The organism is Sphingomonas palmae, from assembly GCF_900109565.1.
Lineage (GTDB): Bacteria > Pseudomonadota > Alphaproteobacteria > Sphingomonadales > Sphingomonadaceae > Sphingomonas > Sphingomonas palmae.
This window is the reverse complement of the sequence record NZ_FNZZ01000002.1, coordinates 619,906-635,205: the sequence shown is the minus strand read 5'-3', so window position 1 is coordinate 635,205 and position 15,300 is coordinate 619,906. Positions and strand designations below refer to the sequence as shown.

General features: G+C 68.2%; 16 protein-coding genes and 1 pseudogene. 8 read left to right on the top strand and 9 right to left on the bottom strand.

Translation table 11 applies throughout. The features are described from left to right. Positions 1–68: 68 nt before the first annotated feature. Complete coding sequence (locus BMW51_RS07525; protein WP_093004923.1) at positions 69–1,442, top strand: glutamate--cysteine ligase; 1,374 nt, start codon at positions 69–71, stop codon at positions 1,440–1,442. Between the two features lie 33 nt (positions 1,443–1,475). On the opposite strand, the gene BMW51_RS07520 is transcribed toward BMW51_RS07525, so the two are convergent. Both BMW51_RS07520 and BMW51_RS07515 read right to left on the bottom strand, forming a co-directional pair. Beyond that, positions 1,476–2,795: a methyltransferase family protein gene (locus BMW51_RS07520; RefSeq protein WP_245708330.1), complete on the bottom strand. Its 1,320-nt coding sequence runs from the start codon at positions 2,793–2,795 to the stop codon at positions 1,476–1,478. 38 nt (positions 2,796–2,833) lie between these two features. After that, a pseudogene (locus tag BMW51_RS07515) lies at positions 2,834–3,415 on the bottom strand (DUF2585 family protein). Between the two features lie 76 nt (positions 3,416–3,491). Between BMW51_RS07515 and BMW51_RS07510 the strand changes: the two are divergent. The 3 genes from BMW51_RS07510 (at position 3,492) to BMW51_RS07500 (ending at position 5,823) form a co-directional block, all read left to right on the top strand. Continuing rightward, a complete protein-coding gene (locus tag BMW51_RS07510; RefSeq protein WP_093005177.1) occupies positions 3,492–3,866 on the top strand; it encodes a winged helix-turn-helix domain-containing protein in 375 nt (124 codons plus the stop codon). A 67-nt stretch (positions 3,867–3,933) separates the two neighbouring features. Further along, the gene (locus BMW51_RS07505; RefSeq protein WP_093004921.1) at positions 3,934–5,055 is read left to right on the top strand and encodes an NADH:flavin oxidoreductase/NADH oxidase; all 1,122 of its coding nucleotides are present in this window, start codon (positions 3,934–3,936) and stop codon (positions 5,053–5,055) included. 66 nt (positions 5,056–5,121) lie between these two features. Then, complete coding sequence (locus BMW51_RS07500) at positions 5,122–5,823, top strand: phosphatase PAP2 family protein (RefSeq protein WP_093004919.1); 702 nt, start codon at positions 5,122–5,124, stop codon at positions 5,821–5,823. On the opposite strand, the gene BMW51_RS07495 is transcribed toward BMW51_RS07500, so the two are convergent. Both BMW51_RS07495 and galE read right to left on the bottom strand, forming a co-directional pair. Beyond that, positions 5,820–6,662, bottom strand: coding sequence for an HpcH/HpaI aldolase/citrate lyase family protein (locus BMW51_RS07495; protein ID WP_093004917.1), 843 nt, complete (start codon positions 6,660–6,662; stop codon positions 5,820–5,822). The genes BMW51_RS07500 and BMW51_RS07495 overlap by 4 nt on opposite strands. A gap of 4 nt (positions 6,663–6,666) precedes the next feature. Continuing rightward, positions 6,667–7,680 (bottom strand): UDP-glucose 4-epimerase GalE, encoded by a 1,014-nt coding sequence (gene galE, locus BMW51_RS07490; RefSeq protein WP_093004915.1) that lies wholly within the window; start codon positions 7,678–7,680, stop codon positions 6,667–6,669. A 61-nt stretch (positions 7,681–7,741) separates the two neighbouring features. Here galE and msrA point away from each other — a divergent pair, with 61 nt between their 5' ends. Both msrA and BMW51_RS07480 read left to right on the top strand, forming a co-directional pair. Beyond that, positions 7,742–8,290, top strand: coding sequence for a peptide-methionine (S)-S-oxide reductase MsrA (msrA, locus tag BMW51_RS07485; protein WP_093004913.1), 549 nt, complete (start codon positions 7,742–7,744; stop codon positions 8,288–8,290). 94 nt (positions 8,291–8,384) lie between these two features. Then, positions 8,385–8,672 carry a hypothetical protein gene (locus BMW51_RS07480; RefSeq protein ID WP_093004911.1) on the top strand — a complete coding sequence of 96 codons (288 nt, stop codon included), beginning with the start codon at positions 8,385–8,387 and terminating at the stop codon, positions 8,670–8,672. 93 nt (positions 8,673–8,765) lie between these two features. On the opposite strand, the gene BMW51_RS07475 is transcribed toward BMW51_RS07480, so the two are convergent. Continuing rightward, positions 8,766–9,692 carry an L-threonylcarbamoyladenylate synthase gene (locus BMW51_RS07475; RefSeq protein ID WP_093004909.1) on the bottom strand — a complete coding sequence of 309 codons (927 nt, stop codon included), beginning with the start codon at positions 9,690–9,692 and terminating at the stop codon, positions 8,766–8,768. Positions 9,693–9,729: 37 nt separating this feature from the next. On the opposite strand from BMW51_RS07475, the gene BMW51_RS07470 reads away from it, so the two are divergent. Then, positions 9,730–11,400, top strand: a complete 1,671-nt coding sequence (locus tag BMW51_RS07470; protein ID WP_093004907.1) for an acyl-CoA dehydrogenase — start codon at positions 9,730–9,732, stop codon at positions 11,398–11,400. Positions 11,401–11,403: 3 nt separating this feature from the next. Here the strand turns inward: BMW51_RS07470 and BMW51_RS07465 are convergent, their stop codons facing one another. The 4 genes from BMW51_RS07465 to BMW51_RS07450 are packed head-to-tail and all read right to left on the bottom strand — an operon-like array spanning position 11,404 to position 13,348. Beyond that, positions 11,404–11,892: a hypothetical protein gene (locus BMW51_RS07465; RefSeq protein WP_093004905.1), complete on the bottom strand. Its 489-nt coding sequence runs from the start codon at positions 11,890–11,892 to the stop codon at positions 11,404–11,406. Next, positions 11,889–12,311: a hypothetical protein gene (locus tag BMW51_RS07460; RefSeq protein ID WP_093004903.1), complete on the bottom strand. Its 423-nt coding sequence runs from the start codon at positions 12,309–12,311 to the stop codon at positions 11,889–11,891. Before BMW51_RS07460 ends, BMW51_RS07465 begins: the two co-directional genes overlap by 4 nt. A gap of 51 nt (positions 12,312–12,362) precedes the next feature. After that, positions 12,363–12,719, bottom strand: a complete 357-nt coding sequence (locus BMW51_RS07455) for a GntR family transcriptional regulator (RefSeq protein WP_093004901.1) — start codon at positions 12,717–12,719, stop codon at positions 12,363–12,365. A gap of 56 nt (positions 12,720–12,775) precedes the next feature. Beyond that, positions 12,776–13,348: a nitroreductase family protein gene (locus BMW51_RS07450; RefSeq protein WP_093004899.1), complete on the bottom strand. Its 573-nt coding sequence runs from the start codon at positions 13,346–13,348 to the stop codon at positions 12,776–12,778. Positions 13,349–13,477: 129 nt separating this feature from the next. Between BMW51_RS07450 and BMW51_RS07445 the strand changes: the two genes are divergently transcribed. Next, the gene (locus BMW51_RS07445; RefSeq protein ID WP_093004897.1) at positions 13,478–15,289 is read left to right on the top strand and encodes a peptide MFS transporter; all 1,812 of its coding nucleotides are present in this window, start codon (positions 13,478–13,480) and stop codon (positions 15,287–15,289) included. Positions 15,290–15,300 lie beyond the last annotated feature (11 nt).

Sequence of the window (15,300 nt, the reverse complement as noted above, 5' to 3'; positions counted from 1 at the left end):
TATACAGCGCGCGACCGCCACCACGCGCCCACTAGCGCTGTCGTTCATCCGCGCGTAAGCGCGCGAACATGACGACGAAGACCGTTTCGGACAGCAACGCAGCGGTCATCGAATCGCGCGATCAGCTCATCCAGCATTTCGCCTCTGGCGAGAAACCGCGCGATCACTGGCGGATCGGCACCGAGCACGAGAAGTTCGTCTATTCGCGCGTCGATCACCACGCGCCGTCGTGGGACGAACCCGCCGGCATCCGCGCGCTACTGGGCGAGCTGGAACAGCACGGCTGGCGTCCGGTCGAGGAGAACGGCAAGGTCATCGCGCTGACCGGCGTCGATGGATCGGTAAGCCTCGAGCCGGCGGGACAGTTCGAGCTATCGGGTGCGCCGCTCGAGCATCTGCACCAGACCTGCGCCGAAACCGGGCGCCACCTGGAACAGGTGAAGGCAGCGGGCGAGAAGCTGGGGATCGGCTTCCTCGGGCTCGGCATGTGGCCCGACAAGACGCGCGCCGAGCTGCCGATCATGCCCAAGGGCCGCTACGCCATCATGCTGCGCCACATGCCGCGCGTCGGCACGATGGGCCTCGACATGATGCTGCGTACCTGCACGATCCAAGTGAACCTGGATTATGCCAGCGAAGCCGACATGGCGAAGAAGTTCCGCGTCGGGCTCGCGCTGCAACCGCTCGCCACCGCGCTGTTCGCCAACTCACCGTTCACGGAAGGCCGGCCGAACGGGTTCCTGAGCTACCGCAGCCACATCTGGTCGGACACTGACCCGACGCGGACGGGCATGTTGCCGTTCGTGTTTGAGGACGGGTTCGGCTACGAGCGCTACGCCGACTACATGCTCGATGTGCCGATGTACTTTGTTTATCGCAACGGCAAGTACATCGACGCGGCGGGGCTGAGCTTCCGCGACTTCCTGCGCGGCGAGCTGTCGGTGCTGCCGGGCGAGCGGCCGACGATCGAGGATTGGAACGACCATCTATCGACCGCCTTCCCCGAAGTGCGATTGAAGACGTTTCTGGAGATGCGCGGTGCTGACGGGGGGCCGTGGAGCCGGATCTGCGCGCTGCCCGCTTTCTGGGTCGGGTTGCTGTACGACGACGCGGCGCTGGATGCGGCGTGGGATCTGGTCAAGGACTGGACGCTGGAGGAACGGCAAGCCTTGCGCGACGCGGTCCCGGCGCAGGGGCTGTCGGCACCGATCGCGGGCGGCGGGCAGTTGCGCGACGTGGCCGGGCGCGTGCTCGATATCGCGCACGCGGGACTGAAGGCGCGCGCGCGGCTGAACGCGGCGGGCGACGACGAGACCGGCTTTCTCGATCCGCTGCGTGAGGTCGTGCGCAGCGGCAAGGTGCCCGCGGAGGTGCTGCTGGAGCGATACCACGGCGCCTGGGGCGGCGACGTGTCGAAGGTGTACGACGAGGCGAGTTTCTAGCGTCGTCCGCGCGAGGTGCCGGCGGCCACGCGATCAGGCAGGTGCGTGCTCTACCGGAAGGGGTGAGCTACCCCGCGCCCAGCGCAAGAAACGCGGCACCACGCCGCGGCGGGTCATCCAGGCGTTATAGACCTGATAGTCGGGATCGAGCATCAGGTGGCGCTCCTCGGTCTTCGCGCGCCAGTAGTAGATACCACCGACCGCCGCCATCAGGATCGTGGCGCGCGCCGCGTCGGCGAGGCTCCCGGTGGTGAGGAACGGAATGGTCGAGATCCACCAGAAGAGGTTCTTCGACAGATAGGCCGGGTGGCGTGAGAGTGCGTAGGGGCCATGCGTCAGGATGCCGCGGTTGGTGAGGTTGGAGAACCGCAGCCCGAAGGCGACGGTCGACCAGGCGTAGATGCCGGTCAGCACCACCAGCACCGCGCCCGTCAACGCGAGCATGGTCGGCTGCCCCTGCATCCAGTGCATCCAGTCGGCGGTGCCCGGGCGGTAGTCGAACGGGCGTCCGTCATCCATCATGATGAACGGCGGGTAGCAGATCAGCGCTGCGGTCCAGCCGGCCATGAACGGGTTGGCTGAGCGGATGTGCGCGTCGAGAGGGCGCATCGTCAGCAGGTAGCCGACAGTCGCGAACGCCACGTCGACGACGAACATGAAGTTGATGAGCCAATTGGCGAGCGCGGTCGGCGAGCCGAGCAGGTTGGCGACATCGGCGTCGACGAAATCGGCGAACCCCGGCGGCACGATCGCGAGCATGAAGGCGAGAAAGAATGCCTTCACGCCCCAGGCGCGCAGGTGCGCGTAGATCGCCTCGCGGTCGGCGGACGCGGTGCCGGTGACCCAAGCGCCGAGCGCCCAAGCACCGTCGCGCGGTTCGACCAGATAGCGGTCGAGCCACAGGACGTAGGGGATCGAGGCGGCGAACAGCCACGGCGCGGCGCTTTCCATGCACCACATCGCGAAGCGGTAATTGCCGTCCCAGTAGAAGCGCCCGGTCATGTAGATGAGCGCGATACCGGCCCAGGTGATCCACAGCCCGGCGAGCTTGACCAGGCTGATGTCGATCGTTTCGCGCAACGGTTTCGCGTACGACCAGTCGATCCCGGTCGAGGCGCGGCGGTGGACCTTGTCGACCAGCAGCGACCACGCAATCATCGGCAGCGCGCAGGCTGCGACGTTGGTCAACGCGGCGTAGGTGCCGTCCATGCCGAAATGTCGTGCGACCGCGATCCACGCGATCAGCCCGACGAGCCCGGCGACGCCGACGCCGTGGCTGACCGCGCTGGCGGGGCGGGGATCGGTGCGGGTCGCGCCGGCAAGGGCTGAGTCGTGAAACATGCCCAGGGGCATAGACGCGCATTGGTAAGCGCCGGGTGAAGCCCGCCCCTTCAGCCGCCCGACTGCTGCCACGCCAGGATGCGCGGATCGGGGGCAACCAGCATCACCACGTTGAGCGTGAGGTTGTCGCGAATGGTCGCGAGCAGCAGCAGCTCGGTCGCGATCACCAGCACGACGCTGACGCGCGCCGGCAGCATGCGGGCGAGCAGGAAGCCGGCGACCATACAGGCGATGTCGCCGACCGAGTTGAGCACGCTGTCGCCGGTATAGCCGAGCGCGGCGGTGACGCTGCGGTAGCGATCGATCACCGCGGGCGAGTTCTCCGCCAATTCCCACGCCGCCTCCACCATCACTGCGGCGAGCAGGCGTGCGCGCCAGTTTCAGCGGCGCAGCAGCAGCCAGCCGGCGGCGTAGAACAGCACCCCGTGGACGAGGTGCGTCGCGCTGTACGGGTCGAGCAGTTGCTGGCTGTTCTCGGCCGAGTTGACCTGCCCGTGCCACAGCGCGACGCGACCGCAGGTGCAGATCGCGCTGCGTCCCATCGCGAGCAGGATTGCCGCGGTGAGCGCGACAACGCCCGCGATTGCCAGCCAGGTCCGCGTCGATCGGCGCGCCTCACGCTCCACATGCATGTGCGCGAGCGTAGCGCGCGCGGCGCGGACGCGATATGCCCGCGCGCATGGCACGCACACGCCCCGAGGCGCGGCCGTGAGGCTCGGCGCGCTCAAGCTCAAGCTGCAGCTGGTCTGCGGCGACGGTTTCGCTATGGGTCCGGGCAAGGCCGACCTGCTGGAGGCGATCGATCGCGAGGGGTCGATCTCGGCCGCGGGGCGCGCGCTCGGGATGAGTTATCGCCGCACCTGGTTGCTGGTCGACGAGATGAACCGCTGTTTCCGCGACCGGCTGGTCGAGGCGTCGGCGGGAGGCGGGCAGAACCGCGGCGCGCGGCTGACCGCGGACGGGCGTAAGGTCCTCGCAGCCTATCGCACGCTGGAAGCGGAGGCTGCGGTGATCGCCGACAGTGAGGCGTATCGCGCGCTGACCCGCACCCTGCTCGACACGCCGCAGCCAAGCCGTCCGTGAGCCCGCGCGCGGCGCATCCCTATCCGTGATCGTGCGTTGGGGCGGCTCACTGACGAGAGCGCAAGGCATGAGCGGACCCAAGTTATTCGCACCGTTGAACGTGGGCGGCCTGTCGCTCGCCAACCGCATCGTGATCGCACCGATGTGCCAATATTCGGCCGAAAACGGCTGGATGACCGACTGGCACCTGATCCATCTGGGTCACCTGGCGCTGTCGGGCGCGGGGGTGCTGACGATCGAGGCGACCGCGGTCGTACCGGAAGGGCGCATTACCTACGGCGATGTCGGTTTGTGGGACGACGCGACCGAGGCAGCGATGAAGCGCGTGCTGGACGGCGTGCGCGCGCACTCGAAGATGCCGATCGCGATCCAGCTGGCGCATGCGGGGCGCAAGGCATCGACCGAGTTGCCGTGGCACGGCGGCAAGCAGATCGCCGCGGATGACGCGAACGGCTGGCAGACCGAAGCACCCTCCGCGCTGGCATTCGGCGAGGGTGAGGCGCCGCCTGCCGAGCTGACCCGCGCGCGGATGGACGAGATCCGCGACGCCTTTGCCGAGGCGGCGCGTCGTTCGGCGCGGCTCGAGCTCGACGCGGTGCAGATCCATGCCGCGCACGGTTATCTGCTGCACGAATTCCTCTCGCCGCTCTCCAACCGGCGCGACGACGAGTATGGCGGGACGCTGGAGAACCGCATGCGCTACCCGCTCGAGATATTCGACGCGGTCCGTGCGGCGTTCCCGTCCGACAAGCCCGTGACGGTGCGCGTGTCGGGTACCGACTGGGTCGAGGGCGGCTGGGACGTGGACGGGACGATCGCCTTTGCAAAGGCGCTGGAGGCGCGCGGATGCGCGGCGATCCACGTGTCGAGCGGCGGGCTCGATCCGCGGCAGGACATTCCGGTTGGCCCCAGCTATCAGGTCCCGCTCGCGCGCGCGGTGAAGCAGGCGGTCTCGATGCCCGTCGTTACGGTCGGCCTCATCGCCGATTACGAGCAGGCCGAGGCGATCGTTGCTACCGGGGACGCTGACCTGATCGCGCTCGCGCGCACGATCCTGTACGATCCGCGCTGGCCGTGGCACGCCGCCGCGCATCTGGGTGCCCGCGTTCGCGCGCCCGAACAATATCTTCGCTCGCAGCCGCGGCAGTTCAAGGACCTGTTCGACGCACCCGACGACCGCACCTATTGAGCGGTGTGGGGGCGTGATGATGCCGCAGGGGCTTACGTGGGGCGGCGTACGCCCTACAGACGCGTGATGACCGACCGAACCCCGATCGCCCCCGCGCTGACCGCGGCCGAACCCGTACGGGAAGCGCAGGCATGGCATCTCCCCTCCGTGCTGCGCGCCGCGGGGGTATGCGCCGGGGCGATCGCGCTGCTGCTGGTGATCGGCTTCGTGCTAAGCCGTCACGCGTTCGGGTTCGACCTGGGCATCAGCAACGCGCTTCGCGGGGCCGGACCCGGTTGGCTGCGCAAGGCGATGATCGACGTGACGGCGCTGGGCGGTGGTACGGTGCTGGCGATCGTGACGGTCGGTGCGGTGGCGATCCTGATCGCGCGGCGCCTGGCGCTCACCGCGGGCATGGTCGCGGCGGCGGTGATCACGGGCACGACGAGCAGCAACCTTCTCAAACTCGTCTACGCGCGCCCGCGTCCACCGATCGCCGATCGGCTGATCGAGGTATCCGGGGACAGCTTTCCGAGCGGGCACGCGGCCAATTCGGCGCTCGTCTATCTGACGCTCGCGGCGCTGGTGACGCAGGTGACGCCCGGTCGCGCGACGCGCAACACGGTGCTGACGCTCGCGATTTTGCTGGTCGGTGCGATTGGGACGAGCCGCGTCTACCTGGGCGTGCACTGGCCCTCCGACGTGCTGGCGGGCTGGAGCTACGGTACCTTGTGGGCGATCGGCTGGTGGCAAATCGCGCGGCGGACGCGGCCGCTGCTCGGCAGCTAAACGCCGGCGAGCCGCAGCAGCCACTCCGCCGCCTTCAGGTGCGGGGCGTCGACCATCTTGCCGTCCAGTTGCAGCGCGCCCGCACCCGGATTGGCGGCGAAGAGATCGACCACCGCGCGCGCGTGCGCGATCTCCGCGTCGCTGGGCGAGAAGGCGGCGTTGATGACGGGCACCTGGGCGGGATGGATCGCCATCATTCCGGTGAACCCGTCGCGCCGCCCGCGCGCCGCGTAGGCGGCGAGGCCGTCGAGATTGCGGAAGTCGGGGTAGACCGTCTCGATTGCGGGTACGCCGGCCGCGTGCGCGCCGAACAGGGTGAGCGCGCGCACCATCTTGTAAGGATCGGTGTAGCTGCCGTCCGCTTCGCGGCTGGTCGACGCACCGATCGCCGCGGGCAGGTCCTCCGCCCCCCAGGTCAGCCCCGCCAAGCCCGCGCCGTCATAGTCGCCGAGCGTGAACACCGCGCGCGGCGTCTCGGTCGCGATCGGCAGCACCTGATAGTCGCCGGGCAGGCGGCGGCGTAGCTCGGCGACCGAGGCGCGACCCTCCGCCTTGGGCAGCACGACGCCCGTCATCGCGGCGCCGGCTAGTGCTGCGAAATCATCGGCGTTGAAGCTGCTGTCGAGCGGGTTGACGCGCACGAACAGCGCCATGTCGGCGCTGCGCATGTCGACGAACTCGCGCACTGCGCTGCGTGCCGCCGCCTTGGCACCCGCCGCGACGGCATCCTCCAGGTCGAGGATCAGCGCGTCGGCGCCGAGCACCAGCGCCTTCTCCATCCGCTCCGGCCGGTCGCCCGGCACGAACAACAGTGAGCGTAGCCGCCCAATCTTTATCATGGTGTCAGCGTCCCATCTCGGCGAGCTTGCGCTCCCATGCCAGTGCGTCGCGCACGATGCCGTCCAAGTCGGCGCGGGCGGGGGTCCAGTCGAGCGTTGCGAGGATCGCGGCATTGTTGGCGACCAGTTCGGCCGGGTCGCCGGCGCGGCGTCCCTCCATCTGGCGCTCGACGCGCATGTTGGTGACGCGGTCGACCGCGTCGAGCACCTCCAGCACCGAGAAGCCGCGGCCGTAGCCGGCGTTGAGCGTCGCGCTCTCGCCCGGATGTTCAATCAGCCAGCCGAGTGCGGCGACGTGCGCTTCGGCCAGGTCGCTGACGTGAATATAGTCGCGTACGCCGGTGCCGTCGCGCGTGTCGAAATCCTCACCGAACACGCTTACCGCGGCGCGCTTGCCGATCGCCGCCTCGACCGCGATCTTGATCAGGTGCGTCGCACCCACGGTCGACTGTCCGCTGCGTCCCTGCTGATCCGCACCCGCCACGTTGAAGTAGCGCAGCGCCGCATAGTTGATCGGGTGTGCGGCCGCGACATCGCGCAGCATCGCCTCGCTCATCAACTTCGACATGCCGTACGGATTGATCGGCACCGTCGGATCGGTCTCGGTCACCGGCACACGCTCGGGCGTGCCGTAGGTCGCTGCGGTGGAGGAGAAAATGAAGTGCGGCACGCCTGCCTTCACCGCGCTCTCGATCAGGCTGCGGGTCGCCGCGGTGTTGTTGCGATAGTATTTTAGCGGATCGCTGACCGACTCAGGCACCACCACCGATCCGGCAAAGTGCATGATCGCGCGGACACGGTGCTCGGCGAGTACGGCCGCTACCCGCGGGTCCTCGACGGCCATCTCGACCAGCGTCGCGCGGGCGTCGACCGCCCAGTCGAACCCGGTGATAAGATTGTCGAGAACGACTACGTCATAGCCGGCATCGAGCAGCGCCAGCACCGCGTGGCTGCCGATATAGCCCGCGCCGCCCGTCACCATGACCTTGCCGCCTAGTGGCACTTTGCCGTCGAGCATCACCGCAACTCCCTTTCGAGCGCGTTAGCGACTTCCTACATGCTTCTCAAAGGAGACTTACATGACCGACTATGCGATCCTCGCCGGCGGCTGTTTCTGGTGCACCGAGGCCGTGTTCAAGGACGTGATCGGCGTCGAGAGCGTCGAGAGCGGCTATATCGGTGGCCACGCGCCCAATCCGACCTACAAGCAGGTCTGCGGTGGCGACACCGGCCACGCCGAAGCGATCAAGGTCGGCTTCGATCCGGCCAAAATCGCGTACGGCGACCTGCTCGATATCTTCTTCGCGACGCACGATCCGACGCAGCTAAATCGCCAGGGCAACGATGTCGGCACGCAGTATCGCTCGGCGATCTTCCCGCAATCGGACGAGCAGGCGGCGGAGGCCAGGGCCGCGATCGAGCGTGCGCAGGGCGAGCAGTCGAAGCCGATCGTCACGACGATCGAGGCGAACGACACCTGGTATCCGGCGGAAGGCTATCATCAGGATTACTGGGAGACCGAAGGCCGCAGCAATCCGTACTGCATGGCGGTGATCCCGCCCAAGCTGCAGAAGCTGCGCAAGAGCTACGCCGCGCGGACGAAGAGCATGGCAGGGGCGCAGGGCTGATCGTTTGGCGGCAATGGCGATAGGGAACGTGGCGGACTGATCTGTGTTATCGCGCTGCCGGATCTGCCGGCCAGTCGATCACAGGGAAGAGATCATGTCCACGTTCCGCCTCGCCGCCGCCGTCCTGCTCCTTGCCGCGCCGCTAGCCGCTTGTGGCGGATCGGGTGACGACAAGCTCGCACACAACGTGAAGAAGGCGGCAGACAACCGCGCCGACCAGCTCGAACAGCGCGCCGATGATCTGAAGGATCAGGCCGAGCAGGTGCGCAAGACCGGCGAGAAGCGCGCCGACGCGATCGTTGCCGCCGATCTCAACACTCACGCGATGAGCCCCGAGCAGAAGGCGGCAATCGTCGCCAATCAGGCGCCGGCGGTCCGCTGACACTCCGCGACCCGGCGCCTCGACCGACGCGCCGGGTTCCAGCATCAACGGTGCGAGAGCGGTAGCGGAATCGTGTGCCCGCTGGAGACGCGATCATCGATGCGCGGCGCGGCGCAACCGGTCGTTGATGGCGACGCCGACGCCGTGCTCCGGCACCGGCGCTACCGCAATTCGCTCGGGGGGTGACGTGTCGGCGCGGTGCAGCGCATCAAACAGCCGTGCCGCGGCCTCTACGAGATCGCCGTGCGCCGACAGTGTGTCGTCGCCGGCGACCGCGCCGAAGCCGATCAGCCACTCGTCTGCCTCTGCGCGGATCGCATTCAGCCGCAGCGGCTTGGACGGCGCGTAATGCGTCGCGAGCTGCCCCGGCGCGCTGACGTGCGCGGTCGTGCCGGGCGCGACAGGAAGGACGGCACCGAGCATCTCGGTGGTGACCGGCCCGGGACGTAGGATGGTGCGCCCTGCGACGATCGTCGACTCGACACCCGCTTTCGTCGCGCCGTCGTCGATGATTAGCGGCACGCGCACACCAAGGCTCACGGCGACATGTTCGGCGCGCGTTGGGCTGATGCCGTTGCTCGCGTTCGCCGATGGCGCGGCGAGCGCCGCGCCGGTGGCGGCGATCAGCGCCTGCATCGCACGGTGCGCGGGCACGCGTAGCGCGATCGTGTCGAGTCCGGCGGTGACCAGCGACGCGATGCCGGCGTCGGCGCGCAACGGCAGCACCAGGGTCAGCGGCCCCGGCCAGAATTGCTCGGCGAGCACACGCGCATCGTCGTCGAACGTCGCGATTGCCTCGGCCGCGGCGAGATCGGCGACGTGGACGATCAGCGGGTTAAAGCTCGGCCGTCCTTTTGCGGCGTAGATCCCCGCGACCGCGCGCGCGTCACGCGCGTCGGCGGCGAGCCCGTAGACCGTCTCGGTCGGCACCGCGACGATTCCGCCGGCTTCAATGATCGCGGCAGCTTCGGCGATCGCGGCGTCGTCGAACGGGTAGATCAGGGGTGGTTGAGCCGCCATGCGGCGACGCTATAGCGGGCGCGATCAGGAGAGAGAAATGGCCTTCACCGCCCCCGTCGCCGAGCAGCGCTTCGTCCTCGACACCGTCGCCAACATCGGCGAGCTCGCCAAGACGGAACGCTTCGCCGCCGCGACCCCGGACGTGATCGACGCGGTGCTGGAAGGCGCGGCGCAATTCGCGGCGGGCGAGTGGGCGCCGCTCAATCGCGTCGGCGACACGGTGGGGGCGAAGTGGAGCCCCGACGGCGTCGTCATGCCCGATGGCTACCGTGAAGCCTATCAGGCGTATGTCGAGGGCGGCTGGGGCACGATCGGCGTGTCGGAAGCGTTCGGCGGGCAGGGGCTACCCTTCGTCGTGCAGGCCGCGGTGCTCGAGACGCTCGGCAGCGCCAACATGGGCTTCGCGCTGTGCCCGACGCTGACGGTCGGCGCGATCGAGGCGATCGAGCATCACGGCACGCCGGAGCAGCAGGCGCTGTACCTTCCCAAGCTCGCGACGGGCGAGTGGACCGGCACGATGAACCTGACCGAGCCGCAGGCGGGCAGCGACGTGGGTGCGCTGCGCGCCACAGCAACCCCGCGTCGCGACGGCACGTTCAGCATCAAGGGCACCAAGATCTACATTTCGTTCGGCGACCACGACATGGCGGACAATATCGTCCACCTCGTGCTCGCGCGGACGCCAGATGCGCCGGCGGGCACGCGCGGCATATCGCTGTTCCTGGTGCCCAAGGTGCGCGCCGATGGCACGCAGAACGACGTGCGCGTCGTCTCGATCGAGCACAAGATGGGGCTGCACGCCTCGCCCACCTGCGTGCTGTCGTTCGGCGACCACGACGATTGTACGGGCGAGCTGATCGGACCCGAGTTCGGCGGCATGCGCGCGATGTTCACGATGATGAACAACGCGCGCCTCAACGTCGGGCTACAGGGCGTGCAGGTGGCGGAGGCGGCGACGCAGAAGGCGGTCGAGTACGCCAAGGAGCGCGTGCAGGGCGCGCGCGCGGGGGCGCAGTCGGCGATCATCGAGCACCCCGACGTGCGCCGCATGCTGATGCGGATGAAGGCGCAGACGATGGCGGCGCGCGCGCTCGTCTACTACGCCTGTGGGCAGGTCGACCGCGCCGGCATGGGCGACGCGGCGGCGAAGGACCGGCTGGAGATCACCACCCCGCTCGCCAAGGCGCACGCGACCGATCTGGGCAACGAGATCGCGAGCATCGGCGTGCAGGTCCACGGCGGCATGGGCTTTGTCGAGGAAACGGGCGCGGCGCAGTTCTTCCGCGATGCGCGCATCACGCCGATCTACGAGGGGACGAACGGTATTCAGGCAGCCGACCTGGTCGGGCGCAAGCTGTCGCTGTCGAACGGCGCCGCCTTCGCCAGCCTGATCGCCGACATGCGCGCAGAGGCCGAGCATCCGCGGCTGACCGCGCTGGTCGACGCGTGCGAAGCCATCGGACGCCGCCTGCAGACCGCGGACGCCGACGATCGCCAGGCGGCGAGTTACCCGTTCCTGACCATGCTGTCGGTCGCGACCTGCGGCTGGCTGCTCGAGCGGCAGGCGCGTGATGCGGGTGCCGACGCGGTCAAGCAGGCGAGCGTCGCATTCTACCTCGACCAGATCGTGCCGGAGGCGATGGGGCTGGAAGCGGCGGCGAACGCGCCCGCGGCGTCGCTCTACGCGCTCAACGCCGACGCATTCTGACGCTTATTCGCCCGATGGACAGCCATCGGGCGCTGGATTGCGGAAGCCCGCGGGGTACCAGCGCGAGACGGGCTCGTCGGCGTCGTAATAGCACACGGCCGCGTCGCGCCCGTCGGGGGTAATCGCGATCGCCCAATTGTGCGGCCCGCAATTATGCGCCTCGCACGCCCAGGACAGGATGCGCCCATCCCACTCCGCGACCGGGTTGGCGGTGCCGTCGCGGCTCAGCACCGTGTCGCGCACACCCGCGTCGGGCACGACGCGCGCGACCGCCGCGCGCACCGCGGGTTCATCGACGAAGCGTGTGCCCGCGACCAGATCGAACGGGTATTTGCCGACGTAACGCGACAGATCGGGCGCGGCGGTGGTCGCGCTCGGCGTCGGTGAGGGCAGCGGCGTTGCGGCAACGCGGGTCGGCGTGGGCTGCGGCTCTGGCGCGCGGTTGCATGCGGCGAGTGCACCCAGCAACAGCAGCGATGACGCGTATTTCATCGCCGGCGCAGCGATGCGTCTTCGATATGCCACTGGCGTTGCTCGGCGGTGGAGCCGTCGACATCGTTGACGCGACGCAGCGTGTAGCTGCCGGTGAAGCGTTGCGCTGTGCCGTTCTTCAGGGTCGCGCGAACGGTGACAGGCACGCGGATGTAGCTCGATCCCGCCGCACCTTCGGGTCGGCCGGGCGCGCCCGTCGTGACGCTGGTGTGGCGCGTGTTGGCGAAGCCGCGAACGAACTGCTGATAGCTCTGCCCACTGGCCTGGCCACCGCGCGACCACGAGCGGTAGGCGGTGCGATAGTCGCGACGGTCGATCGCGGCATAGTAACGCTGTACGACCGCGCGAGCCGCATCGGGGGTGGCAGACGGCGCGGCGGCGGCGGCGCTGGCGAGCAGGACGGAAGCGATCAGGCTCATGCCCGCGACAACGGCTGAGCCGCTACCCGGTTGCGCGCGTGCCCGCCGGGGTCAGGCGTCGCTGCGCTCGAGCAGGTCCGCGGCGTCGAGCCCGAGCAGGTTGATATAGCCGCGGATGCGGGGCCACTGGTTGGCGACGAAATTGTCACGCTCGGCCTGCCGCAGCCGCTCGACCGCACCCGCCAGCACGAACATGCCGACGCCGCGACGCACCTCGACGTAGCCGTCGTCCTGAAAGCTCTGATACGCCTTCGCGACCGTCAGCGGGTTGGCGCCGTGTTCGGCCGCGAGCGCGCGCACCGAGGGAAGCTGATCACCCGCGACGAAATCGCCGCGCAGGATCCCCGCGGCGATGGTTGCGCGCAGCCGGATGTAGACCGGGCTGTCCTCGTTGCTCAGTGCTGCCATGCTGCGTTAATACAGCAAATGGGGGCGGAGTCGAGCCTTCGCCCCGCGTCTCAACCCTACCAGTCGCTCCACACCTGTTCGATCGCGGGACGCGGCCGTTCGTCCAATGCGCGGCCCGGCGTGCCGATGAAGACGAAGCCGGTGATCCGTTCGGGCGCTTTCCCGAACGCATCGCGGACGCGATCGGAGAAGGCCGGCCAGCCGGTCAGCCAGCCCGCCGCGTAACCGTGCGCGTGCACCGCGTGGAGCAGGTTCATGCACGCGGCACCCGCCGAAAGCTCCTGTTCCCACAACGGTATCTTGTTGTCGGTCTTCGGAGAAGAAAGCGCGACCACCAGCGCGGGTGCCTGCGTCGCGAACTGGACCATGTTGTCGAGCTCCGCTTGCCGTGCCTCCGGCTTCTCGGCGCGGTAGGCTTCCACCAGCAAGTCGGCGAGGCGCGCGCGCTGGTCGTTGCCGACGATCACGAAGCGCCACGGCGCCAGCTTTCCGTGGTCGGGGGTGCGCGCGGCGAGCGCGATCATCTGCACCAGTTCGGCATGATCAGGCCCAGGCGCGACCAGATCGCGCGGCTTGCCCGAGCGGCGGGTGGAGAGATGCGCGAGGAGCGAGGAGCGGTCGTTGAACATGGGTGCGGCATCTAGGAAGTGTTAACGCGTATTTACAGCGCGATCTCAGCCGCTAGTCTCCGGTGCAACCATCGCGCGCGCCGCGTCAGCGTAAGCGTGAACGCAAGTTCAGGGAGCGTATTTCGAACAATGGTGGATACTTCGACCGCGGACAACCGCGCCGAGCCCGACATCACCCACACCAATCCGGCGGCGGAGGAAACCTGGTTCGGCCATCCGCGCCAGCTCGCGCGGTTGTTCACGACCGAGATGTGGGAGCGGTTCGGTTACTACGGGATGCGCGCGCTCCTGACGCTGTATCTCACCAAGCATTTCGTGTTCGGCGACCGTGAGGCGACGGGCCTGTACGGCGGATTCACCGCGCTGGTGTACCTGACCCCGCTCGTCGGCGGCTATCTGGCCGACCAGTATCTCGGCTCCAAGCGGTCGGTGAAGTTCGGCGCGATCATGATGGCGGTCGGCTATTTCACGCTCTGCTTCGGCGGCGAGACGGCGCGGCCGTACGCGACCATCGACGGGCAGCGCTACGAGGTGCAGGTCGACGGTTTCCGCGACGCGCCGACGAGCGCCGCGGCCGAGGTACGCTACCTCGTCACCCCGCAGGGACGGCTGGAGATCAAGGGCAACGAGGACGGTTCGGTCTCGCTGCTCAATCCCGACAAGTCGGTCGCGCAGACCGTCGCCAAGGGCGGGTTCGAAACCGGCGGCGAGCGCAGTGCGCTGCTGACCGCGGTGCTGCTCATCGCGCTCAGCCTGATCTCGGTCGGTAACGGCTTCTTCAAGCCCAACATCTCGACAATGGTGGGCGAGCTCTACGCCGGCGGCGATCGTCGCCGCGACGCGGGGTTCACGATCTTCTACATGGGGATCAATCTCGGATCGCTCGGCTCGCAGCTGCTCTGCCCGCTGCTCGCCGATAAGGTCGGCTGGTGGGCGGGCTTCGGCCTCGCGGCCGCGGGCATGCTGATCTCCTGGGCGCTGATCCAGTTCAACGGCGGGAAGCTGAACGGTATCGGCGAGGCGCCGGTGCGCAGCGGCCCCGACCGCACGCTCGCGATCTTCGCCGGCGCGATCCTGGCGGTGCCGGTGTTCTATTTCCTGTTCGTCAACCTGATGAACTCGACCGCGCCCGAACCCGGCTCGGGCATCCTCGGCTATATCGCCTCCCTGTCACTGATGGGTAAGCTGCTGTTCGGCACCTTCCTGGTCAGCGTGCCCGGCATCCTGATCTGGTCGTACGCGAAGGGTAGCAAGGCCGAGTTCCAGATGATGTTGGCGGCGATGATCCTGATCGTGTTCAACGTCGTGTTCTGGACCCTGTTCGAGCAGGCGGGGTCGAGCCTGACGCTGTTCGCCGATCGCAACACCGACCTGACGATCGCCGGCGGGTTCGCGATCACCGCGCCGCAGACGCAGTTCTTCAACGCGTTCTTCATCGTCGCATTGGCACCCGTCATGTCGATCCTGTGGACCAAGCTCGCCGCACGCGGGATCGAGCCGTCGATCCCGGTCAAGTTCGGCCTCGCGCTGATCGGCGTCGGCCTCGGCTTCCTGTTCCTCGTCTGGGGCGGGCAGTTCGCCGGCAGCGACTTCAAGGTCGCGATCTGGTGGCTGGCGGGGCTATACCTGATCCACTCGGTCGCCGAATTGTGCATCTCGCCGGTGGGCTTGAGCATGATCACCAAGCTGTCAATCGCGCGGATCGTCGGGTTGATGATGGGCGTGTGGTTCCTGTCGATCTCGGTCGCGCAGTATGTTGCCGGCATCGTGGCGCAGGTCGCCTCGGTCGAGACGGTCGGCGGGCAGGTGACCAACCTGAAGGTCAGCCTCGACACCTACAACCAGGTGTTCTGGACCATCGGTCTGACCGCGGCGGTGATCGGTGCGGTGCTGCTGGCGCTGTCGCCGTTCATCAAGCGCTGGATGCACGGGGTCCAGTAACGACGAGCGGA